At 56.0% G+C, this 22,958-nt stretch carries 22 protein-coding genes; 10 read left to right on the top strand and 12 right to left on the bottom strand.

The features are described 5' to 3' along the window. Positions 1 to 157: 157 nt before the first annotated feature. Positions 158 to 751 (top strand): RNA polymerase sigma factor, encoded by a 594-nt coding sequence (locus VW41_15975; protein ID AJZ90413.1) that lies wholly within the window; start codon positions 158 to 160, stop codon positions 749 to 751. Positions 752 to 796: 45 nt separating this feature from the next. Then, on the top strand, positions 797 to 2,284 hold the full coding sequence (locus VW41_15970; protein AJZ90412.1) for a histidine kinase: 1,488 nt from the start codon (positions 797 to 799) through the stop codon (positions 2,282 to 2,284). Here VW41_15970 and VW41_15965 read toward each other — a convergent pair. After that, positions 2,262 to 2,894: a LuxR family transcriptional regulator gene (locus VW41_15965; GenBank protein AJZ92004.1), complete on the bottom strand. Its 633-nt coding sequence runs from the start codon at positions 2,892 to 2,894 to the stop codon at positions 2,262 to 2,264. The genes VW41_15970 and VW41_15965 overlap by 23 nt on opposite strands. Positions 2,895 to 3,122: 228 nt before the next feature. On the opposite strand from VW41_15965, the gene VW41_15960 reads away from it, so the two are divergent. The 6 genes from VW41_15960 to VW41_15935 all read left to right on the top strand — a co-directional run bounded on the left by VW41_15960 (position 3,123) and on the right by VW41_15935 (position 9,449). Next, positions 3,123 to 3,605, top strand: a complete 483-nt coding sequence (locus tag VW41_15960) for a hypothetical protein (GenBank protein AJZ90411.1) — start codon at positions 3,123 to 3,125, stop codon at positions 3,603 to 3,605. A 20-nt stretch (positions 3,606 to 3,625) separates the two neighbouring features. Beyond that, positions 3,626 to 4,261, top strand: coding sequence for a hypothetical protein (locus tag VW41_15955; protein AJZ90410.1), 636 nt, complete (start codon positions 3,626 to 3,628; stop codon positions 4,259 to 4,261). A gap of 77 nt (positions 4,262 to 4,338) precedes the next feature. Continuing rightward, on the top strand, positions 4,339 to 5,718 hold the full coding sequence (locus VW41_15950) for a hypothetical protein (protein AJZ90409.1): 1,380 nt from the start codon (positions 4,339 to 4,341) through the stop codon (positions 5,716 to 5,718). A 2-nt stretch (positions 5,719 to 5,720) separates the two neighbouring features. After that, positions 5,721 to 6,119 carry a type III secretion chaperone CesT gene (locus VW41_15945; protein AJZ90408.1) on the top strand — a complete coding sequence of 133 codons (399 nt, stop codon included), beginning with the start codon at positions 5,721 to 5,723 and terminating at the stop codon, positions 6,117 to 6,119. A 193-nt stretch (positions 6,120 to 6,312) separates the two neighbouring features. Beyond that, a complete protein-coding gene (gene dinG, locus VW41_15940) occupies positions 6,313 to 8,472 on the top strand; it encodes an ATP-dependent DNA helicase DinG (protein AJZ90407.1) in 2,160 nt (719 codons plus the stop codon). Between the two features lie 14 nt (positions 8,473 to 8,486). Continuing rightward, positions 8,487 to 9,449, top strand: a complete 963-nt coding sequence (locus tag VW41_15935) for a glycosyl transferase (protein ID AJZ90406.1) — start codon at positions 8,487 to 8,489, stop codon at positions 9,447 to 9,449. A gap of 130 nt (positions 9,450 to 9,579) precedes the next feature. Here the strand turns inward: VW41_15935 and VW41_15930 are convergent, their stop codons facing one another. After that, on the bottom strand, positions 9,580 to 9,840 hold the full coding sequence (locus VW41_15930) for a hypothetical protein (GenBank protein AJZ90405.1): 261 nt from the start codon (positions 9,838 to 9,840) through the stop codon (positions 9,580 to 9,582). A gap of 361 nt (positions 9,841 to 10,201) precedes the next feature. Between VW41_15930 and VW41_15925 the strand changes: the two genes are divergently transcribed. Next, the gene (locus VW41_15925) at positions 10,202 to 11,023 is read left to right on the top strand and encodes a hypothetical protein (GenBank protein ID AJZ90404.1); all 822 of its coding nucleotides are present in this window, start codon (positions 10,202 to 10,204) and stop codon (positions 11,021 to 11,023) included. Positions 11,024 to 11,072: 49 nt separating this feature from the next. Here the strand turns inward: VW41_15925 and VW41_15920 are convergent, their stop codons facing one another. The 5 genes from VW41_15920 to VW41_15900 form a co-directional block, all read right to left on the bottom strand. Continuing rightward, a complete protein-coding gene (locus VW41_15920; protein AJZ90403.1) occupies positions 11,073 to 12,515 on the bottom strand; it encodes a leucyl aminopeptidase in 1,443 nt (480 codons plus the stop codon). Beyond that, positions 12,512 to 13,480 (bottom strand): N(4)-(beta-N-acetylglucosaminyl)-L-asparaginase, encoded by a 969-nt coding sequence (locus tag VW41_15915; protein ID AJZ90402.1) that lies wholly within the window; start codon positions 13,478 to 13,480, stop codon positions 12,512 to 12,514. Before VW41_15915 ends, VW41_15920 begins: the two co-directional genes overlap by 4 nt. Before the next feature lie 6 nt (positions 13,481 to 13,486). Further along, the gene (locus tag VW41_15910; GenBank protein ID AJZ90401.1) at positions 13,487 to 14,794 is read right to left on the bottom strand and encodes a PTS lactose transporter subunit IIC; all 1,308 of its coding nucleotides are present in this window, start codon (positions 14,792 to 14,794) and stop codon (positions 13,487 to 13,489) included. A gap of 190 nt (positions 14,795 to 14,984) precedes the next feature. Next, complete coding sequence (locus VW41_15905; GenBank protein AJZ90400.1) at positions 14,985 to 15,242, bottom strand: hypothetical protein; 258 nt, start codon at positions 15,240 to 15,242, stop codon at positions 14,985 to 14,987. A 333-nt stretch (positions 15,243 to 15,575) separates the two neighbouring features. Then, positions 15,576 to 16,202 carry an Asp/Glu/hydantoin racemase gene (locus tag VW41_15900; GenBank protein ID AJZ90399.1) on the bottom strand — a complete coding sequence of 209 codons (627 nt, stop codon included), beginning with the start codon at positions 16,200 to 16,202 and terminating at the stop codon, positions 15,576 to 15,578. 102 nt (positions 16,203 to 16,304) lie between these two features. On the opposite strand from VW41_15900, the gene VW41_15895 reads away from it, so the two are divergent. After that, positions 16,305 to 17,246, top strand: coding sequence for a 23S rRNA methyltransferase (locus VW41_15895; GenBank protein AJZ90398.1), 942 nt, complete (start codon positions 16,305 to 16,307; stop codon positions 17,244 to 17,246). On the opposite strand, the gene VW41_15890 is transcribed toward VW41_15895, so the two are convergent. From VW41_15890 to VW41_15870, 5 genes are all read right to left on the bottom strand, one after another. Continuing rightward, entirely contained in the window at positions 17,247 to 19,505 is a 2,259-nt protein-coding gene (locus VW41_15890; protein AJZ90397.1) for a mechanosensitive channel protein, read from the bottom strand. A gap of 127 nt (positions 19,506 to 19,632) precedes the next feature. After that, positions 19,633 to 20,355 (bottom strand): glutamine ABC transporter ATP-binding protein, encoded by a 723-nt coding sequence (glnQ, locus tag VW41_15885; GenBank protein ID AJZ90396.1) that lies wholly within the window; start codon positions 20,353 to 20,355, stop codon positions 19,633 to 19,635. Continuing rightward, the gene (gene glnP / locus VW41_15880; GenBank protein ID AJZ90395.1) at positions 20,352 to 21,011 is read right to left on the bottom strand and encodes a glutamine ABC transporter permease; all 660 of its coding nucleotides are present in this window, start codon (positions 21,009 to 21,011) and stop codon (positions 20,352 to 20,354) included. Before glnP ends, glnQ begins: the two co-directional genes overlap by 4 nt. A 127-nt stretch (positions 21,012 to 21,138) precedes the next feature. Further along, positions 21,139 to 21,885: a glutamine ABC transporter substrate-bindnig protein gene (glnH, locus tag VW41_15875; protein ID AJZ90394.1), complete on the bottom strand. Its 747-nt coding sequence runs from the start codon at positions 21,883 to 21,885 to the stop codon at positions 21,139 to 21,141. 362 nt (positions 21,886 to 22,247) lie between these two features. Next, positions 22,248 to 22,751, bottom strand: a complete 504-nt coding sequence (locus VW41_15870; GenBank protein AJZ90393.1) for a DNA starvation/stationary phase protection protein Dps — start codon at positions 22,749 to 22,751, stop codon at positions 22,248 to 22,250. Positions 22,752 to 22,958 lie beyond the last annotated feature (207 nt).

Raw genomic sequence — 22,958 nt, 5'->3', positions numbered from 1 at the left:
ACAAACCGGTTTTCAGACTGTGTGTGTTTTTGCTCATATTAATCTGATTTTTAAAATTTAGTTGTTAATAATCAGTGTGTTGAGTTGGTGTTTTTCGCTGGCATGGCGCTTGCTATAGGACGAACTCCTGAATCTATTCAATAAAAAGGTGTTCACTATGTCAGCGATGTTTGATTTCGAATCACAGGTTTTCCCGGATGCGCAGTCTGCTTTTGAGTCCAACGTCGTGCAGGGCGAGTTTCCGGTGGTTAACTGGGAGCGCGTAATGCGCGACAACGAACAGAGGCTGTACAATTTTATTCGTAAACGCGTGGCAAACTTTGCCGATATAGAAGACCTCGTGCAGAACACCTGGTATGAGGTGATTCGCAATAAGCACAAGTTTTGCGGCACGTCTCGCCCGGAAACCTGGATGTTCGGGATTGCGGTAAATCTGGTGAAAAATCACTATAAATCCGTCAAAGTGAGCTACCTGCACGATGAGTTAAACGATGATGTGCTCGGTACGCTGCTGCATTCGGAGCAGCCGGAAGGGGTGACTGAGGGTAAGGACATCCTGTCGAAAGTGTTGCAGCGTATTGCGCAACTCCCTGAAGATTATCAGCAATTATTACAGCTGATCGTGGATCACGATATCAGTTACCAGGAAGCGGCTGACCGGATGACTATTCCTATTGGCACCGTGCGTTCCCGTCTTTCCCGTCTCCGACAGTCTTTGAAACAGGATCTGGGGTGGGACAGCCTGAACTGAGCGAGCGGTGCTTCGTTACTCCCTGAACGAGAAGAATCACACTCTATGAAACAAGACGGCGGGCCGCACCCTCGGCCCAATGACACTCAGGAATTGCTGAGCGCCGCTTTCAATAGCATGCGCGAGCTGGTTTTCATTGTTGACAGGGATTTCAATATTGTTTTTGCCAACCACAAGGCGCTCAGTCTTTGCCTGCCGGAAAATGCCGGTCAGGCAAGGGCCGGGCAGCTTGTGGGCGAAAATATTTTTACCCGGCTGCGCGGCTATGGCGATCTGCCGCTGCTGGCGGTGGTTGAGCAGCAGCTGGAGCAGCCGGAACATTCGCAATACGGCGATAAGATTAACGCCCGGTTTCAGGCGGCAACGCAGGCTATTCCGGTTGAAGTTTGCCCGAGCCGCTTCGAGTTTCAGCGGCAGAGCTGGGTGATGATGGTGGTATGCGATACTCGCTATCGCAACGATATTCATCGTTTTTACTACGACCGTGAAAACGAACTTCGCGACATTCTGGACAATATGCCGGATGCGATTCTGCGCGTGGACAGCGAACAGCGGCTGCTCTATGCCAACGAAACGGCGCTGCAGTGTATGCCCAAGAGCGCCGCGGCTATCGGGCTGAAGATGAATTCGCTTATCGGCGATTCCACGTTAATGGAGCAGATCAGCTGGTCGCTCCAGCTGGTGCTTCGCAAGCATATTCAGCTGGAGGCCGTGCTGCACGGCGTGCGCTCGGACTTGCGGGTGTCGAGGATCTACCAGGCGCGTTTTATTCCTGAGTTTACGCTGCAGCAGACGCTGAAGTCCGTGCTGGTGATAGCTCGCCCTGCCTCCCGGCAATATTTTGCCGAACAGCAGGTGCGGCAGACGCACGATCAACTGCGGCAGATGACCCAAAAGCTGCAAAGCAGCGTTGAAAACGAACGCAAGCATATGGCGCGGGAGATCCACGATGAGCTGGGGCAGCATCTGACTTCACTACGGGTGGGGATATCACTGCTGGGCCAGAACCATCCTGCGTTGCAGCATGAAGTCGAACCGCTGACGCAGCTGGTGGATGGCACCATCAAAGTGGTACGGGATATCGCCACCCAACTGCGCCCGGCGGTGCTGAACATGGGGCTAAAGCCCGCGCTTATCTGGCTGCGGGACCAATTCAACAAGCACCGTTCCGGCGTGTGTACTCTGACTATTCAGCCGCTGCCGGTGTCGCTATGTGACGATGAGGTGACCGCCATTTTTCGCGTGGTACAGGAGTCGCTCACTAACGTTCAGCGGCATGCAAAAGCGCGGGAAGTGGAGGTGAAAGTCCTGACGCGGGGCAAAGTCGTGCTGATTTGTATTAATGATGACGGGCAAGGATTTGACCCCGGCCAGGTATCCGACGGGGCCTTTGGATTATTGAGTATGCGGGAACGCTGCATGATGAAAGGCTGGACGTTTAACATCCACAGTGCGCCGGGCAAAGGGAGCTGCGTGCATATCGAGATCCCTTACGCCCTGCCGGCACCGGCTAAAGTTTATGATAGCGAATAGCAAACTTGATGATGTCGGCGTTGTTGTCGAACTGCATTTTTTCCATCATCCGGGTCTTGTGGGTGCTGACCGTTTTGTTGCTGATGCTCAGCGCTTCCGCAATCCCGTTGATATTTTCGCCGCTGCTCAGCAGGCGGAGGATCTGTTTCTCTCGCTGGGATAGCGTGGCGTAGCGGCGAAGCTGGTCGTTTTCCTGAGTTGAAAAGACGATGGCTTCCGCCAGCGAGGGGTCGATGTAGCGCTGGCGGGAGGCGACGCGATGGATAGCGTGCAGCAGCGTTTGCGGCGCCTGGTCTTTAGTAATGAACCCGTGGGCGCCGCTGGCGAGGACCATTTGGGCGATCTGTGGCTCGTTGTGCATGCTCAGTACCAGCACCGGTAGCATCGGCCACAGGCGGGTGATTTGCTGGACCAGCTCCGGCCCGGAGTCGCCGGGCATGGAGAGATCCAGCAGCAGCACATCTACGTCGATTTCCGTTAGCAGCGATAGCACCGTTTTGCCACAGCCCGCTTCCGCCACCACTTTGATTTTCTTATCCAGTGAAAAAATCTGTTTCAGGCCCTCGCGCATCAAAATGTGATCGTCCGCGAGGAGGAGTCTGATTGCCATACCGTCTGTCATCCATAATTTATAGTTATTAAATCGTTCTTTTTTATAAAAATAATTATCACGCACGAATTGCAAAGACGTGTCTTAAATGAACATAGCAGCCTCGCTGCGGCGAATCTAGCTTTGCCGGGGGCGATAAGGTTGCAGCTTGTTACAAGTTCTCCCCGGAACCCGCTTCGTCTGCCGGCCACTCACGCCCCATGTTCCTGACTGAGACAGGTGAAAATCATGGTGATTGCTGAGCAGCTCTACCACAAACTCCAGCCGCTGTTTAACCAGCTGAATATTCCCGGAATTGTTTTCAACGCCCGGGGCTACTACTCGTTAACGCTCGACGATGGCCAGACGGTTTTTCTGGAACTGACGGAAAACATGACGCTGGCGATGGTGGGGCTGCTTGCGCTGCCGGACAACCCCGGCGAGGCGCTGCTTCTCGAGCTATTACAGGCCAACCTGAACATTGATCGGCAGCCGGCCATCACCGTTGCCGCCGATAAAGACCGTGCGCAGTTGGTAGTCTGGGCGGCGTTGCCGCTGGACGAGCTGCATCTCGACACGCTGCTTCCCTTGTTTGAGCGTTTGAGCTGGACGCTGTCGGTGATTGGCCGCTGGTGCCAGCCTGCCGCGCCGCGCGAACGGCAGGCTACGCCGGAGGCAGAAAAAGACCGGCTTCAGCGCCGTCAGGTTGAAGCGCTGCTGCTGCGACGTTAACGTTATACAAAGGGGAAAAGATGAGTACTATCTCTGCCAGCCATGTGGCGCCACATATCGCCATTGAATATCACCGCCCGGAAGACTACCTCGCCGCTGAAAGCGCGTTGCGAAAGCTACTCAGTCGGCCTAATGGCAGGAGCCTGGTGGATGAACTACGTAACCTCAGCACCCAGGGTCGCTACGTTAAAGTGAAGGTGACGGCGATGGCGAATACGGTTGCCCGCCCGGTGCTGACCGAGTTTCAGGTTCGCCGGTTTCACCTTTCCAGCAGCGAATACGATAAGGCGCACAATAAAAAAGCGACGCACCTGGCCCAAAAACAGCCGCTCGGTAAGAAAGGCGAGGGGACCAGCGTCAGCGTCGACTGGAACCCGCGGCAGTCCGTGGCTATCGACGCCCACGGCCGCCCAAGCCTGCTGGACGATACCTCGTTGGCCTTTGTGTCGCTTGCCCATGAACTGGTTCACGGCTACCGCATGATGAAGGGGACATACACCGGGGGGACGTCGGACCGCTACGATACAGGCTCTCCGGCCGGGCAGGAGGAGTCCCGCGCGGTGGGCATCGGCAAGTATGCGGGTGAAGCGCTGTCCGAAAACGGTATTCGCCAGGAGCACGGCCTGCCGCTGCGCGGGCAGTACGCCGCAGGGTAAATTCTTTCGCGGCAGGAACCACCGCGCCACTCTCCCCACTTAACCTTTTGACTCAACAACTAAAGTGGGGAGATATCATGCCGTTAAACAACGTTGATACCAGCCTGCGGGTCGATCCCGGCCTGATAAGCGGTAACTCAAACCGACGGGTATCCATGCGCATCGCGCTGGAGCCTGACAACCCTCAGCATTTCGATTGCACCGTGAACGTGTCGTCGCGCCGGGCAGACGCGCTCTATTACGCCAATAAGGCGATAGATGATACCTGGCGCATTCTGGACATGGGGTCGGGCAACCAAAAGAACCACGTTCGCGCCACGATGGCCGAATCCTATAAGCGAACGCTTCTGTCGCAGAAGGGAACGGGCAACGGGGATTACACCGTGCGCGCCTGGGAGGCCGCTAAGTTTCGGGCGGGCAACTGCGGCGAAATGGCGGCGGTGAATGCGCTATTGCTGGCGAACTCCCGCGTCAAACAGCCGGTTTCCGTGGTGCACAATCGCGACGTAGACCACGCCTTTGTTATCATCGGCGATCCGCGCGCAAATGGGAGATCGGTGGTGTCAGATCCCTGGCCGGAATTTGGCCGAGCCATGCGAATAGAAGACGCGAAATTCGGTGATAGTTACCACGTACTGCATACGTATCCTGTTGGCCACAGGGATGATGATGTCCGTGAGAAGCTGCTCCGGGGCGAAAAAGCGACGCAGGCGGAAGTGGATAAAGCGTTCCGCAAGGCGGCGCCAAAACTCGCCAAGCTTAGCCCGGAACAGCTGCGGGATTCGGTGGTGGCGGGGCCAGGATACGTGCAGCGCCACGCCTCCAATAACCTGGGCATTCAGTACGATGGCGCCGACAGCCGCGGCGTTGTGCAGCATTTTGACCAGTCGCTGTCCGTCGGGCAGATGCGTTCCAGAATGAACGGGCCTCAGGCGGCGGCAGAAGCCCAGCAGCGCGCAACGCCTGCGCCCACCTTCACCAGTAACGATAGGCCTCGCCAGCGTACGGAATCGTTCGCCGCGGAATCTTCTTCCCGAGGGCGCCGTCCGAGAACGGCATCCAATGCGGTACCACCCACTGCGCCTCGCCGCCGGGCAAACTCCGTCGATATTCGCCCGGCCCCGATGCCCATTTATGCCCCACCGCCTCCCGCTCCGGGAGGGATGTACAGCACCGTTCCCTTGCCGGCTCATGGTCCCGCGTTCAACTCCGGCCCGCCACCTGCAGCCGCGCCGGTATACAGCTACGGCCCGCCGCCCGCAGCCGCGCCGGTATACAGCTATGGCCCACCGCCGATGCACGCCCACGCGCCGATGCACGCCATGGCAAGCCGACCGGCTTACCGTGAACCGCCGGTTATTCCGCCAGACGTCTACGGCACCGCCCCGGCCCCGGCCCGAACGCGGCCTCGTTCTAACTCCGTCACGGCCGCATTCCGGCGAATTTTAGGGAACTAATAATGCCTGCACCTTCAAAACTAGCGCAAATTTTGCAGCCGCTGCTGACCGATGAGCTGGGGCAGAGAGCCGAGCTTGAGAGCGCGGAAGGCTATTCCGTTGAGCTTGGCGAGGGCGTGACGCTGGAGATCAGCGAATCTCCGGTTGGGCACCTGTTGCTGAGCTGTGTGCTGCCCACGCAGCCAACCCGGCTGAGCGACACCGACACGCTCAGGGTGCTGCTGCAGGCCAATCTGCTGGGGATGGACTATCCGCCGGTACTCACCGGGCTGCTGCCCGATCGGCAGCAGGTTGTGCAGTGGAGCAGCCTGCCGTTTCATCAGCTGGAGCCGGAAGTGCTTCAACGGCTGTTTAACCGTTTTGCGCTACAGGCCGAAAAGCTGGCCGCGTGGTTGGTTTAAAAACAATCCTCACGTTTTAACCGCCCTGAGGCGGTTAAAACGTTTTCCTGAATACACTTCCCGGAAGAGGAAAAGCACCGGGGGCAGCGGGATAAAAGTAAAACAATAGTGGCTGTTTATACAGTATCTCGTCATAATTCGAGCCACAGACGCAGGTCTGTGACTTAAATTATTCAGAGAAAGAAGTGAAGTTATGGCTTTGTCGTCGGCGCAAAAAGCGCAAATCGGTGCCTGGTATAAGGCGTTACAGCAGCAGATCCCGGATTTTATTCCGCGAGCGCCTCAGCGGCAGATGATAGCCGAGGTGGCGAAGACCCTTGCCGGTGAAGAAGGGCGGCATCTGGCTATCGAAGCGCCGACCGGCGTCGGCAAAACCCTCTCTTACCTGATCCCCGGCATTGCTATTGCCAGAGGGGATCAAAAAACCCTGGTGGTCAGCACCGCCAACGTGGCGCTGCAGGACCAGATTTTCAGTAAAGACCTGCCGCTGCTGCGCAAAATCATTCCCGACCTGAAGTTTACCGCCGCCTTTGGCCGTGGGCGTTACGTGTGCCCGCGGAACCTGGCCGCGCTGGCGACAGATAACTTTACGCAGGGCGATCTGCTGGCGTTTCTGGACGATGAGATGTCGCCGACCAGCAAAGCCGAACAGCAGCGCTGCGCCAAACTTAAAGCCAGCCTCGACGGCTATAAATGGGATGGGCTGCGGGATCATACCGATGAGGCGATTGACGACGATCTCTGGCGGCGGCTGAGCACCGACAAAGCCAGCTGCCTGGGGAGAAACTGCCACTGGTATAAAGAGTGCCCGTTCTTTGTGGCGCGCCGGGAAATCGACGAGGCGGAAGTGGTCGTGGCTAACCACGCGCTGGTTATGGCGGCGCTGGAAAGTGATGCGGTGCTGCCGGAAGCGAAAAATCTGCTGCTGGTGCTGGACGAAGGCCATCATCTGGCGGACGTTGCCCGCGACGCGCTGGAGATGAGCGCGGAGGTAACGCCGGGCTACAGTCGTCTGCAGCTCGACCTGTTCAGTAAGCTGGTAGAAACCTGCATGGCGCAGTTCCGCCCTAAAAGCCCGCCGCCGCTGACCGCGCCTGAACGTCTGACCAATCACTGTGACGAAGTGTACGAGCTGCTGCAGTCGTTCAGCACGATTGTTAGCCTTTGGCTGCCGGGAGAGCGAGAAGGCGAACACCGCTTTGAAATGGGCGTCCTGCCCGAAGAAGTGATGGCCATTTGCCAGCGCCTGGCGAAGCTGATGGAGGCGCTGCGCGGCCTGTCGGAAGCGCTGCTAAACGATCTGAGCGAAAAAACCGCCAGCCACGACATCGTGCGTCTGCATCGGGCGCTGCTGCAAATGAACCGGGCGTTAGGCTTTTTTGAAGCGCAGAGCAAGCTGTGGAAGCTGGCGGCGATGGAACAGGCCTCCGGTGCGCCGGTGTCCAAGTGGGTGACGCGTGAAATTCGCGAGGGGCAGCCGCATCTGTTCTTCCACTGCGTGGGGATCCGCGTCAGCGATCAGCTGGAGAAAATGCTGTGGCGCAAGGTGCCGCACGTTATCGTCACCTCCGCCACGCTGCGCTCGCTCAACCGCTTTGACCGCCTGCAGGAGATGAGCGGCCTGCGTGAGAAAGCGGGAGATCGGTTTATCCATCTGGACTCGCCGTTTAATCATATTGAGCAGGGGAAAATCGTGATCCCCAAAATGCGCTTTGAGCCGCTGATGGAGCATGAGGCGCAGCACATTGCCGAGATGGCAGCCTTCTTCCGGGCGCAGCTGGCACAGGGCGAGCACAAAGCGATGCTGGTGCTGTTTGCCAGCGGCCGCGCTATGCAGCAGTTTTTAACCCACGTCACCGACCTGCGGCTGATGCTACTGGTGCAGGGCGATCAGCCCCGGTACCGTCTGGTTGAGCTGCATCGCCAGCGCGTTCAGGCCGGGGAAACCAGCGTGCTTATTGGCCTGCAATCTTTTGCCGAAGGGCTGGATCTGAAAGGCGAGCTACTGACCCAGGTGCATATTCATAAGATTGCTTTCCCGCCGGTAGACAGCCCGGTGGTCGTCACCGAGGGAGAGTGGCTGAAAAGCCTCAACCGCTATCCTTTTGAAGTACAGAGTTTACCCAGCGCCTCTTTTAACCTGATTCAACAAGTTGGGCGTTTAATTCGCAGCCACGCCTGCTATGGTGAGATAGTCATTTACGACCGCCGCCTGCTGAGTAAACGCTACGGCGAGCGTCTGCTGGCCGCGCTGCCGGTATTCCCGATTGAACAGCCGGAAGCGCCGGAAGCCAAAGTGATAATAACGACGCCGAAACACACTGTACGGCGCAAACGTGTGAGCAAGAAATAGCAAGGAGAGTCTGAATGGACTATCGCAAAATCATTAAAGAAATTGGCCGTGGGAAAAACCATGCCAGAGATCTCGATTTTGATACCGCACGCGGGTTGTATAGCCATATGCTGAAGGGCGAAGTGCCCGATCTTGAGCTGGGTGGGGTGCTGATTGCCCTGCGTATTAAGGGCGAAGGCGAAGCGGAAATGCTCGGTTTTTATCAGGCGATGAAGCAGCATGTGATTACACTCACGCCGCCGGCCGACAAGCCGATGCCGATTGTCATTCCTTCCTATAACGGCGCCCGCAAGCAGGCTAATCTCACGCCGCTGCTGGCGCTTTTGCTCAACAAGCTTGGCTACCCGGTGGTAGTCCATGGCGTGAGCGAAGATCCCACCCGAGTGCTGACGGAAACCATTTTTACGCTGTTGGGCATTGAACCGACCCGCCACGCCGGACAGGCGCAGGCGAAGCTTGAGTCCCACCATCCCGTCTATCTGCCGATTAGTGCGCTATGCCCGCCGATGGAAAATCAGCTGGCAATGCGCTGGCGCATGGGCGTGCGTAACAGCGCACACACGCTGGCGAAGCTGGCCACGCCGTTTGAGGAGGATGCTGCGCTGCGTCTGGCCAGCGTTTCTCACCCGGAATATGTGCCGAAAGTGGCAAAGTTTTTTGCCGATATCGGCGGGCGGGGGCTATTAATGCACGGTACGGAAGGCGAGGTGTATGCCAACCCGCAGCGCTGCCCGCAGTTAACGCTGATTGATGGCCAGGGCACCCGCATCGTGAGCGAGCGGCAAACCGAACATGAAGGCGTCGTGCTGCCGGCAGGCAAAGATCCTGAAGTAACCGCCCGCTGGATTGAGCGCTGTGTCGCCGGGGTTGAGCCGGTGCCGCAGTCGCTGAAAATTCAGATGGCCTGCTGCCTGGTAGCCACCGGTGAGGCTACAACGCTTGAGGCCGGCCTGGCCCGGGTTGCCGACGTTTTCTGAGTGCGGAACAAAAAAAAGCCCGCGACAGGCATCGCGGGCAAACAAGGGTAACATCAGGGTTAAACAAGGGTAGTGCTATCAAGGCCGATGAGGGTACCAGCCTTGATGAGGGTATTACTTGAACGCGGGATTATTTGTAGATAACCGCGGTGCCGCTCATGTGGCCTTCGGTGTTAGCAGAAGTAATCGCGTAAGAGCTTGCGCCAGCGGCGTCCGCTTTAGCTGCCAGTTTTGCTTCCAGTCCGTCCAGAGTCGTTGCGCCAGTCACGGATACAACGCCAATTTTATTCAGGTTCTGCGCCTGGGCTTCGTTAACGGATTGGGCAGCGAAAGCACCGAAAGACAGAGTAGAAAGAGCAATTGCAGCTACAGCATATTTGATGGTTTTCATGGCTAAATTCTCGCAGGTTGTTCTGTTAAGGTGACGTTGTTCCGTCGATGTGATTATGGTCACACTTTTCTGCGGAAGAATAAATCGAAGAGAATTGACGACCTTAATCAAAAAAATTGAATTAGTTATAACTCATTGAAATAAAGGGTGATTGCCGGGTAAATAGTTTCGATGCGTGACGTTAACCCAGGAAACACTTAGTTTGCGCACATTTTGCTACTCTTTTTACCAACGCTGGTCTTACCTGACGGGCAATCGCTTGCGCCTCTTTTTCAGCATGACTTTGATTATTTGCGCAGTAAGCAGGCGGGGAAGCTTTTATACTGTGGTCTTTCCTTTTTAACCCGATGGATGAGGTTCGATGGAGATAAAGCTGCACTCCAACGCCACAACAACGCCACGTACGCGAAAGTACATTCAGGAGTCCGCGAAAACGGACGGCGAGCTGGCGGAGGAACTGAACATTTCGGTCGATACCGTTCGGCGCTGGCGCAAGCGAGACGACTGTTATGATAAATCTCACCGGCCGAATACGATTCATCGTGCGTTAAGTCACGAGCAAGAATCGATGCTGGTGTTCCTGCGTGTGCGCCTTGCGCTTTCCCTGGACGAACTTCTCGAAGCCGCCCGTTTACTGATTCAGCAGGGGATTTCCCGCGCAAGCATCAGCCGTATGCTGCAAAACTGGCAGCAGTCGCGCATGACCAAGCCGGCGCTTAGCCAGGCTCCGGGCCATTTTATGCTGGATGTCTTCTCGCTGCCGGAGACGATGAGTCATAAGCAAGGTGAGCTGCTGGTGTTCAGCGAGCGAACCTCTGGCTATATGGCCGTTGCGCTGCGTGAACGCGGCTGTGAAGAGGTGCCTGAGCCGCTGGTGGGGTTTTTACGGGAAGGATTGCCGCTCTCCGTACTTTCTTTAACGGCGAAGCCCTGTTCGTTTACGCAGAAGCTTGCCGGGGCGCTTGCCGTGCCTTTACATGCTGCGGCGCAGGAAGACTGGCTGGAAAAAGCCGGGCAGGGCAATTACCACCAGGCACTGGAGACGCTGCTGAACGGCGAGCGTTTTGATAAGCGGCTGGGGCTGGGGGCGGTGCTGCTGGAGTTTGAAGATCTGCTCAATAAAAGGATTATCCGCAGCCGGCTGAAAAACCTGACGCCCGAGGCGTGGCTTCGACAGCGTTAGCCAGGCAATAAATAGACAGCGCCCCTTCGGGCGCTTTTTCATGGCAATGTTATTTCCCCTCACACAGCGACAGGAAATACTGCGTCAGCAAATGCGCCGGTCGGCCGCTGGCCTGGGTAAATTTCCCTCGCGACAGCGCGGTGCCGCTGACATCCAGGTGTGCCCATGGGCGCTGGTGACAGAACTTACTGAGGAACTGCGCGGCGGAAACAGCAATGGCGGCGTTGTTGGGCGGCGTGTTGGTGTAGTCGGCAATTGTGCTTTTAACCTGGCCGTCAAAGCTTTCGTCCAGCGGCAGAGGCCAGACGCGGTCCTGCGTCAGGCTGCCTGCCTGCTGCAGGCGCTGGCTGAGTGCTTCATTGTTACTCATTAATCCCGAAATATCGTAACCCAGCGCTTTGACCACCGCGCCGGTCAGCGTGGCGACGTCGATGATTTCCGCGGGCTTAAAACGCTCTGCGACGTAGCTGAGTGCGTCCGCGAGAACCAGCCGGCCTTCGGCGTCGGTGTTAATGATTTCCACGCTTGCCCCCGCATGGGAACGTACAACGTCCCCCGGCATCATCGCCGTGCTGCCAGGCATGTTTTCCGCCAGCGCCATGACCGCCACGACGTTGACGGGCAGGTTAAGGCGCTTCACCGTTTCCATCATGCCAAACACCACCGCCGCACCGCACATGTCATATTTCATGGTGCGCATGCCTTCGCCTTCTTTCAGCCACATTCCGCCGGTATCGAAGGTGATCCCTTTGCCGACGAGGGCATATACCGGCGCCTCTTCGCTGGCACCAGCCCAGTACAGCGTTACCAGCCGGGGAGGGTTGACGCTGCCTTTTCCGGTGGCGTGCAGGCAGCCGAGGCCGTGGTCAAAAATGGCCTGCTCATCCAGAGTCTCACAGCGGGTTTGTGGGTGTTGGCGGGCCCAGGTTTCCGCTTGCTGCGCCACATCCTGTGGGCGGCAATCCAGCGCGGGCAAATCCGCTAACTGGCGAGAGAGCAACATGCCCTGCGCGATGGCCTCGGCCTGGGAAGCCAGACGGCGAGCCAGCGCATTGTTGGGTTCGGTAATCAGCCACAGTTCACCGTGGCTTTGCAGCTCGTCCTCTCGATAGCCCAACTGCGGCAACTGATAGAAGCGGTTGAGGAGGGCAATAAGCAGCGTGCGCAGGCGAATAAACGTGGTTTCATCTGCCAGGTTAAAGCCCGCGAGATCCAGCGCGACGGGCTGCAAAACGGGGGAAGGTAACAGTGTTTCAACGGCAGAAAGCAGCTGGCGAAGTACGGCTGGCTGAGCGATTTCTGCGGAGGGCAGCAGCGACAGACGCTCGCAGACCCCCTGTAAGCCGAAGGTGGTTGTTTGCGGCTCATCGTGGGTGGACATCTCTGCCAGCAAGGGCTGAAGTGCGTTTGGCCAGCGGCTTAGTGAGGTATCCCACAAGACCAGGTGAGCATTATTAAAGGCAGCCTCGGGTGAAACAAGCAGACATTTCATTGGATAACCTCCGCGGTGATGCGCTGCTGGTAGGCGTCCAGCCATTCGCGGTCTGCCGGGCGGATGACCGTGCGGTTGCCGTCCCGGGCGGTGAGAAACACCTGGGCCGGCTGCGCCGGGGTGGCAACAGAGAAAGAGAAGTTGTCGATGGTTGTTGCCGCGCCGTATTCGCCCCGGTTGTTCATGCAGACGACGGACAGGTCGCCCGCCCGGCCATAGCGGGCAATCAGCCTGGCTTCAAGGTCGTAAACGGCGGACTCAGCCGCACGCTGGGGTGACATGCCCCGCGCCATGCGGCTGACTATCTCATAGCTTATACAGCCTTTCATCAGGTCTTCTCCCAGACCCGTGGCTGTCGCGGCCCCGACTTCGCTATCGGCGTAGAAACCGGAGCCGGAGACAGGCGAATCGCCCACCCGGCCAGGGCGTTTCATAAACAGGCCGCTGGTGGAGGTGGCGACTGACATTCTTTGCTGGGCGTCAAGGGCGATAACCCCCACGGTGTCGTGCCCGGTATACGGGCTTAATCCGCGATCGAGTGTTTCTCGTTTACGCTTCAGGTAATGGTTGTACGCGCGCTCGGTCAGCATAGTTTTGCTTTCAAAGCCCCGGTCTTTGGCCCAGGCTTCGGCCCCCTGGCCGACCATAAAACTGTTGAAACGCTCTTCGCTCAGTGCTTTGGCTACCAGAATAGGGTTGGCGATGTTTTTTACCCCAGCCACGGCACCGAGCGCGAGGCTGGTGCCATCCATAAACGCGGCGTCAAGTTCGACTTCGCCTTGTTCATTCGGCAGGCCGCCAAAACCGACCGATTTATAGAAGGGGTAATCTTCCACACATTTAACCGCGTGCACGACGGCATCGTTCGCCGAACTGCCTCGCTGCAGCCGGTCGGCGGCTTCACCTATCCCTTCCCATGCCATACGCCAGGTGGCGATCGTTCCCCAGTTTGCTGATAACGTCATGTTTAACTACTCCGTGGCGGGTTTACGTTCAGTCACTTGAGCCGGTGATTCATTGGCCCGATATTGCCGGTCGACAACTTTCAGGAACGGCAGATAAATCAGCGCCCCGATGCACAGGTTAATCAATTGGATTACCGCGCCGCTCAGGTGGCCGGTGACGATGAATCCGCTTAATACCGGCGGCAGCGTCCAGGGAATGTAGACCCCGGTGGTAGTGGCCACCATGCCGATGGACATCGCGATGTACTGCACGGTGACCAGCACGAGCGGCACAAGGTTGAAAGGGATCAGCATGATGGGGTTCATGATGACCGGCAGGCCAAACAGCACCGGCTCATTAATGTTGAAGATGGAGGAGCCGACGGCCAGGCGCGACACGTTTTTGATGTGCTGACTGCGGGCGAACAGCAGCATAGCAATCACCAGAGACAATGTTGCGCCCGCGCCACCCATCCAGATCATGTCGTAAAACTGTTCCGTCACAACGTGCGGGGGCGGCATTCCGGCCTGCGTCGCGGCCAGATTATCCATTTGGTTTTCCATCCAGAACGGACGGAGGATGCCGTTGACCATTGAACCGGAGTTGATCCCCACCGACCACAGGCTGGTAATGCTGAAGCAGGTAAACAGCGCGCCAATATAAGAGGTGCCGAAGTGGCGGATAGGCGTCGCCAGCACTTCATAAACGAACTGGTGAATGGTGTGGTAGTCAGTTTTGGCAAACAGCACGCGAACCGCCAGGGCCACAATCAGAATCAGCAGCGAAGGGATGAGTGCGGCGAAAGATTTTTGCACCGCGGGTGGTACGCCGTCCGGCATTTTTATCACCCAGTTCTGGCGCAGCATCCAGGCAAAAAGCTCCGTACTTGCCAGCGCGCCCAGCATCGCTACAAACAGCCCCTTCGATCCCAGCCATTCCATTGGAATAAGGTTGCCGACGTCCGGGTGCTTAGCGAAAGGCGTGAGGATCAGAAAGCAGGAGAGGGACAAAATGCCCGATGACATCCTGTCAATGTCGTAGCGCTCCGCCAGCCGGTAGGCCACCAGAAAACTGATAAACACCGCCATCGTAGAGAAGATGGCGTTAAAGGGAATTTCAACGGTGGCGGACCACCCCTCGCCAAAAACAGAAGCCATAAACTGCTGATAATGGGTGCTTGGGAAGGATGAGATCACCAGCAGAATGGAACCAACGATAATAAACGGCATGAACGAGATATAGGCGTCGCGGATGGCGCCGAGGTGGCGCTGCTGCGCCATTTTGGCAGCCAGGGGCATCAGCCGGGCTTCTAATGCGGCCATCAGGTTTTTCATTTTACCGCTCCGAAAGTAATCACAAGAGACAATTCTTGCGTGCATCTACCTTAGTGGTTGTTCAGAGCTAATAAAGTGAGTTGATTCACAGATGAGTCATATAAGTATCATATGATTGCTTAAAGTATTTTCCGCGCGAGGAAATGAAAATGCCCCGCAGAGCAGGGCATTATGTAGGCCGTAAAGCAGACTATTTGTAGATAGTGGCGGTGCCGTACAGGCGGTTATCACCGCCAGCGGAGTTAATCACGAAGCCGGTTGCACCCTGTTCTTTCGCTTTTTCCGCCAGTTTGGCCTGGAGGTCGTCAAGGTTAGACGCTTTAGCGGTGACGGTACCAAAAGGTTGCATCTGTCCGACGTTTGCGTTACTCATTTCCTGGGCTGCCATGGAGGCAAAAGGCAGTGCAGCAAGAGAGATAACCGCAGAGAAATACAGCAGTTTTTTCATCTTTACATCCTCTTGAGCGTTGAGAGCAAAACACCTTTTTGTTGTCTGACAATTACAGTCTAGTTCCCCTTCAGGCAGATAATGACGCAAAAAATTGATGGACTTGTGCGTGTTTTTTGAACGATAAAACCTGACCAAATGCTGACAAAAAAGCCACAAATAGGTGGCTGATTTTCTTTATTAAATGCACTGGTCTTAAAATGAGCGCTTTGTTCGAAAAAGCAGTGAAGGGGATGTACTGGTTTGATCAAAACAGCCGAAACCACGTTTTTCGGCTGTTTTTATAGCGTTAAGCCACAAATAGGTGGCTGATTTTTATGTTTTTTATTTGCGTTAGCGGGCGTCGGGACGAACCAGGTCAAAACGCTGCGATTCATCAACAGTGTAATAAGCGGTTGGCCCCCCGGCCCGCAGCACGGGCTGCGCCAGCGCGGTCTGGTAGACTCCGTCGATAAGCAACGCTTCATCAATGTGCACGGCAATCACTTCACCCAGCACCAGCCAGCTGTTCAGCGCTTCCCCGTCGGCAGAGGTCAGGCGAATGCACTGCGACAGGCGGCATTCAAAGTTGACCGGGCTTTCGGCGACCAGGCTTGCGCTGACCTTTGTGCCCGCCACCGGGGTCAGGCCCGCGCGCTGAAACTCATCCTCTCCTCTGGGGAGCGTCACGGAGGTTTCATTCATCTGTTCTGCCAGCGGGCGCGTGGCCAGGTTCCAGACGAATTCTTTGGTGTCGAGGATGTTCTGGACGCTGTCTTTCCAGCCGGTGCTGGAGAAACCAATGATCGGTGGTCGATAGTTAAAGCAGTTAAAAAAGCTGTAGGGCGCGAGATTGCGCTGGCCCTGCAGGTTGCAGGAGGAGATCCAGCCGATAGGACGTGGCCCGACAATGGCATTCAGCGGATCGTGTGGTAAACCGTGGCCTTCCGAGGGCTCGTAGTAATAACGTTTTTTACTCATTACGCACCTGAATTCGTATTGGAAAGGTCAAATCGTCAGCGATGTATTTACCCGACGCGGAGAGCAGAGTATCTTACGCGGCCACATAAGGAGAAGCCCCCAATGAAAACCCCAGCCGACACCAAACCTGGTTTGCATCCGCGTAACCGTCACCGCAGTCGCTATGACTTTGCCGCATTAACCGCGAGCTGCCCGGCACTGGCCGAGTTTTTGCGCCCAGGGCCGCACGGTGACACGACCGTTGATTTTGCGGATCCGCTGGCGGTGAAGGCGCTGAACCAGGCGCTGTTGGCCCATTTTTATCAGGTGAAGCAGTGGGATATTCCGGACGGTTTTCTTTGCCCCCCGGTGCCGGGGCGCGCGGATTATATTCATCATCTGGCCGATCTGCTGGCAGAGGGGAACGGCGGCGTTGTGCCAGCTCAGGCTTCCGTGCTGGATATCGGCGTGGGCGCCAACTGCATTTATCCGCTGATTGGTCAGCATGAATACGGCTGGCGCTTTACCGGTTCAGAGCTGGACGGCGACGCATTTCGCAGCGCCCAGCAAATTGTGGATGGCAATGCCGGGCTTAGCCGCATGATTCGCCTGCGCCGCCAAAAAAATGCCGCCTGCATTCTGGACGGCATTATCCACAAAAATGAAACCTATGACGCCACGCTGTGCAATCCTCCGTTCCATGATTCGGTCGAGGCGGCCCGCAGCGGCAGCGAGCGTAAGCGCCGCAATCTTGGCCAGGGCGCAGGGGCCGCGCTGAATTTTGGTGGTCGCGAGCAGGAACTGTGGTGCGAGGGGGGTGAAGTTGCCTTCGTCAGCCAGATGATCAAAGAAAGTAAGGCGTTTGGCCGCCAGGTGCTGTGGTTCACTTCGCTGGTTTCAAAAGGCGAAAACTTGCCCGCGCTATACCGCGTGATGCAGGAAACCGGCGTGGTAAAAGTGGTGAAAAAAGAGATGGCTCAGGGGCAAAAGCAGAGCCGTTTCATCGCCTGGAGCTTTATGGATGATGCCCAGCGCGCACGCTGGGCGAAAACCCGCGGTAAATAGTTAGCGGGTTGGGCTGGCGGGCGGTAGCGCGCCGGCCGCCGCATCCGAGGCCTGTAGCGCCTGCACAGCATCGGCACCCGGCTGCATAACCTGCACGGTTTGCACCGGAGGCCTGATACCCGCTTCATCAAAATGTTTTTTGACCATTCCGTCGAGCGCGTAGCGCACCGTCCACTGTTTTAGCGGCAGGGTGGTAAAGGTCACGCGTACCGTGAAGGCCTGATTCGTCAGCCCCACAATGCCCGAGAACAACGGCTCGCCAATCACTAACATACGAATATCTTCCTGGCTCATTAGCGCTTCCACAGCTTCTTTCAGCACGCGGTTAGCGTTGTCCACGTCCTCCTGCCTGTCGACGTCGTAGTTCGCCACGAAAGAGCCAATCCCGCGGACGAAGTTGGCGAAGGTCGTTATCGATGACCACGGAATGATGTGGTAAGCCCCCGTATCCTGACGAACGCCCACCGAGCGGATCGACATTTTTTCGACGGTGCCGGTAATTGCGCCGATGGTGACGTAGTCGCCAGTATTCATCCCATTTTCAAACTGAATGAATATCCCGGTAATAATATCCTTCACCAGTGTTTGCGAACCAAAGCTTATCGCTAGCCCCAGCGCCCCCGCGCCGGCCAGCAGAGGTGCGATGTTCACGCCAATTTCAGAAAGCAGGATCATGATGGTGATGGTGCTGATCACCACGGCCAGCGCGTTACGGAACAGCGTCAGCAGCGTGCGGGCTCGCGCGCTTGGCATTGGGCGGCCGTGGATATCCGACGCAAGGCGGTTTTCGATCAGGCTTGCCAGCAGCGTCCAGCCTACCGCTGAGAAGAAAAGGATAAGCACGATGCGGATCAGGATGTCGACGGTTTTTTCTCCGGCGCCCTGAGTGAGCCATTGCCAGGCATCGAAAAGCCCCCAGGCGTCCAGCAGCAGCATGACTGCGACGCAAACGGTAAGAATACGCGCCAGTTTCAGCGAGACGGAGATCCAGCCGTTAAGACGCTTTTGCAGCTCGGGGTAATTACGCTGCACCTGTGGAGAAAGGGTGATGGTTTTTGCTATCCAGCGTGAAAGCATGCCGGAGATAAACGCCGCCACGCCAATGATGGTCAGGCTGTGCAGCGAGGCGCCCATCATAAATTTCAGGCTGTTGCCCGGATCGAAGAGCGAAAGGAAAAACAGCACCACAAAATAGAGGCAGGCGAGCCAGTGCCAGACGAGCGCAAAGGCACGAATAAACAGGCTAAAGAAGCTCATTGAACGGTCTGCCAGGTGAATCAGACTTTGCTGGATGGCGCGTTTGTTGTGAAAAATCAGATATAGCGCCCAGACGGTGATCAGCAGCATCACCACTACGTTAACCATAGCGCTGATCTGGGCGTTGACCTGATTGGCGAGAATCGGCACCACCACCAATAGCCCGTAGCCGATAATCGTACTCAGCCAGGAAAGGCGAAGGCTCCAGTAGCGGGCGCCCTGGTCACCGATGGGGAAAGGGCGCAGCGCCGGGAAACGCGGGCTGAAAATGAGGCGCAGAACGGCCTTGAAGAACTCGATAAGCCCGAAGGCATTAAGGAACAGCCCCTGCTGCCGGGCGATAGTGGCGTTGCCTGCGTTCATTTTGTCGCTGAGAAGCTGCCCGACGAACAGCGTTAGCGCCAGCAGCAGGATGTCCACCGCAAAGGCGCCGAGGATGGTCATCGGCAGGTGAAGCCAGTTGGTATGGTCGCGGTTTTTTCTTCGTCCCCAGTCGCCCATTTTGGCCCATAGCGGCCTGACGCAGGCGCGAAGCAGGAAATAGAACACAAAAACGGCGCTGGCGAGCATCGCGAAGTGACTCAGTGCATTGAAGAAAGTCCGCTGGTTAAAGGCTTTCCTCGGTGCGCTGGCGATATTTTGCTGGAGCAGCTCAAAGCGCTGCGTGAGCTCTCCCCCGTAGCGGCGGCTGACGTCGGTGACGTTTTCGAGCACGGTTTTATCTTCAGGGAGCGCATCGGGTGGTGCGATGGCCGGCACGGTTGGCGAGGTATCGTCAGCGGCGACTTTGCGAAGCTGCTCGATGAGTTCACCGCGGGACTTTGGGTTGTCCAGCACGTCGGCGAGCGCCGAGTACGCTTTTTTCTTTTCTTCTACGCTGGGTTCTGCTGGTGGTGCGGTGCTGCCCTGGGATGTTGAGGCGGCAACGGCTGCGGCGGGTAAGGTGACTGCATGGCCGGGCAGGCTCATCAGGCTAAACAGTAATATCAGGATCCATCGCACAGCGCTCCTCCGGACTGAGAAAATCTGACAAAGGAGTAAGTATAGTGGCTGTGATTTTAGCGAGGAGAAAAGCGGGATAATTCCAGAAAAATCAGGGCGACTGAGATTAGTCGCCCTGAATCAGGCGTTATGCGACGTGCTGCAGGAACTCGCGCAGGCGCGGGCTCGGTGGGTTGTCGATAAGCTCCTGCGGGTTACCGTCTTCCGCCACACGACCTTTATCGATAAAGATCAGGCGGGAGGCCACTTTGGCGGCAAAGCCGACTTCGTGGGTAACGATAACCATGGTCATGCCTTCTTCGGCCAGGTCCTGCATCACTTTCAGCACTTCGTGACGCAGCTCCGGGTCGAGGGCTGAGGTTGGCTCATCAAACAGCATCATCTTCGGCTTAACGGCAAGGGCGCGAGCAATGGCCACGCGCTGCTGCTGGCCGCCAGAAAGCTCTGACGGATAATGATGCGCACGTTCCGCCAGACCAACCTTCGCCAGTAGCTCTTTCGCCAGCTTCTCAGCCGCGTCTTTTTTCATGCCGCGGACACGAATTGGGCCGAAGGCAACGTTTTCCAGCGCGGTCAGGTGCGGGAACAGATAGAACTGCTGGAACACCATGCCGGCTTCCTGACGGATCAGGCGATCGTCTACCTTCGGATCGTTCACTTTCAGGCCGTCAACAATCAGGTCGCCGCTGGTGATCTCTTCCAGCTTGTTGATGCAGCGCAGCAGGGTCGATTTACCGGAGCCGCTTGGGCCGATAATTACCACTACTTCACCCTGTTTGATGTTCAGGTCAATATTGTGCAGCACCTGGGTTTGGCCAAAGTGCTTGGAGACGTTTTTAAATTCAATCACAGGATTTTCATCCTTCTTTCAAGGCGACGCAGCACGAAGCTCAGCACCAGGGTAATAATCAGATAGAAGACCGCAACGGCGCTCCAAATCTCCAGCGCGCGGAAGTTACCGGCGATAATTTCCTGACCCTGACGAGTCAGTTCTGCTACACCGATAACGATGAACAGCGAGGTATCTTTGATGCTGATGATCCACTGGTTACCCAGCGGCGGCAGCATACGGCGCAACGCCAGGGGCATAATAACGTGACGGATGGTTTCACGTTTTGACAGCCCAAGCGCAAGGCCCGCTTCCTGGAAGCCTTTATGAATAGAGAGCACTGCACCGCGGGTGATTTCTGCGATGTAAGCTCCGGAGTTGATCATGATGGTGACGACCGCGGCGCTAAACGGATCGATACGCAGATCGGTAAAGGCCATTGGCAGGGCGAAGTAGATAAACATCACCTGCACCACAATTGGCGTGCCGCGAATCACTTCGATGAAAACAAGGGCTACGTGGTTGGCAATCCAACCGCCGTAGGTACGAGCAAAGCCCGCCACTAAACCAATTACTAAACCGCCGCAAAGACCCAGGATTGAAATCCATAGGGTCATCTTAGCGCCTTCAAACAAGATGGGAATTGCAGGCCAAATGGCGCTCCAGTCAAACTGCATGATGTGTTCCTGTTGTCTACCGTGATTCACCTCTTTGGGCTTCAGGCCGGGGCCTGGCAGCGTGGGAGGCGTTTAATAATAAGAGGGGCGAAAGGCGCCCCTCAGATGTTACTCATTTTTAGAATTATTATTTAGGCTCGGTACCGAACCATTTTTTGTAGATTTCGTTGTAAGTGCCGTTCTCTTTCAGGGTTTTCAGCGCGCCGTTGATTTTGGTGCGCAGTTCGTCGCTGCCTTTAGGCAGGGCGATACCGTACTGCTGGGCTTCCAGAGACTCACCTACAGCTTTGAACTGACCGTTACCGGCTGTTTTGATGAAATACAGGATGTTTGGCGTGTCGTGCAGAACCGCGTCAGCGCGGTTGGTGCCCAGTTCCATGTAGGCGTTATCGATGTTCGGGAACTGACGCAGGTCTTTGGTTTTGATGTTGGCTTTCGCGTAATCAACGGAACCCGTGCCGCCTTTAACCGCAACAACTTTACCGTCCAGATCTTTCACGCTTTTGATGTCGTTGTTATTGGCTTTGACCATCACCAGCAGGCCGCTTTTGTAGTAGCCGTCGGAGAAGTCGATCGCTTTTTCGCGCTCAGGGGTGATGGTGATCCCGGCCAGCGCCAGGTCAACGTTTTTCGTTTGCAGAGCAGGGATGATGCCGCTGAAATCCATTGGCTTCAGGGTGTAGTCCAGCTTCAATTCTTTGGCGATAGCAGCCCACAGATCCACGTCAAAGCCAACATACTGGTCGCCTTGTTTAAATTCGAAAGGAACGAACGCGGTGTCGGTCGCAACGACCAGTTTTTTATCAGCGGCATGGGAAGATACAGCGAAAGCCAGGGTAAGTGCAGCCAGTGAAACTTTCAAAATCGACTTCATAGCATTTCCTTTGTTAATCCACGGGGCGATCCCCTGCGTCAGCGGCGACTCATGAAAGAATCGTGCCAAATTTGCAACTTACTGTTTTTGCAAGGATGTGATTATTTAACATTGCACATTGAGCGTTGCAAGCTGGTCATAACGCACCGTTATGGTGCACCATTTTGGTGCGCAAAATGAGCCGGCAGGGTAGGGGTTAGTTTTACCGCGAAATCAGTGGACAAAACAATCATTCGTTAACGATTGTGTGAGGTGATTATTACATTTGATTAACTTTGGGCTATGAATTAAGCGATGGTCTGCTCTGTTTTGGTGCAGACCCCGCCCCCTGGCGGAGGAGGAGCCATAGGAAATTGCTCTGGTTACTCGATGTTGGACTCAATGAACCACAAGAATTTATCAAGATCGCGGGAAGCGGCGGTCAAAATATCTGCGGTATCTTCGTCTTTTGCTTCACCGACGGCTTTACGCACATCGTTGGCGACGATGGCATAGCGATCGGCCAGCTCTTTCAGGTGTTCCTGTACGGTGTGAATATCCAGCGGGTAGCTTTTCAGCGGGGTTTTGCTGTTGATCACCTGAGTGGTGCCCAACGCCACGCCGCCAAGCTGCACGGCACGTTCTGCCATGGTGTCGAGGTGCTCGGTTAACGCCGTGCGGAAGCCATCCAGCATTTCGTGTACGGCAATAAAGTTAGCCCCGCGCATATTCCAGTGAGCCTGTTTGGTAATCAGCGACAAGTCGATGAACTGGACGACCTGGCGATTCAGTAGCTCGATGGTGGCCTTTTTCTCGCTGTCTTTCACATCATTGCGGGTATATAGCAGGTTTGTAGATTTAGTTTTTACCAGTTTAGCGGTACTCATAATCTTTCATCCTCTTGATGTTGGTGTCCCAATGAATTACCGGCAATAAGTATAGCACCGACTTTTTACTTTGCTGGCTAGGGTAATACCTATCAAACCGATAGTAAGCGCAAGGTGGAAAATAGTAATTTGTTTATTAACAGGTGGTTATATGGTTTTTATGATTTATGTCAAAAAGAGTGAGTAAATATGACGGTGAAAAGAAAA

It is taken from the genome of Klebsiella michiganensis, from assembly GCA_000963575.1.
GTDB lineage: Bacteria > Pseudomonadota > Gammaproteobacteria > Enterobacterales > Enterobacteriaceae > Cedecea > Cedecea michiganensis_A.
The sequence above is the reverse complement of the archived record's forward strand: the minus strand, read 5'-3'. Positions and strand labels throughout refer to the sequence as shown.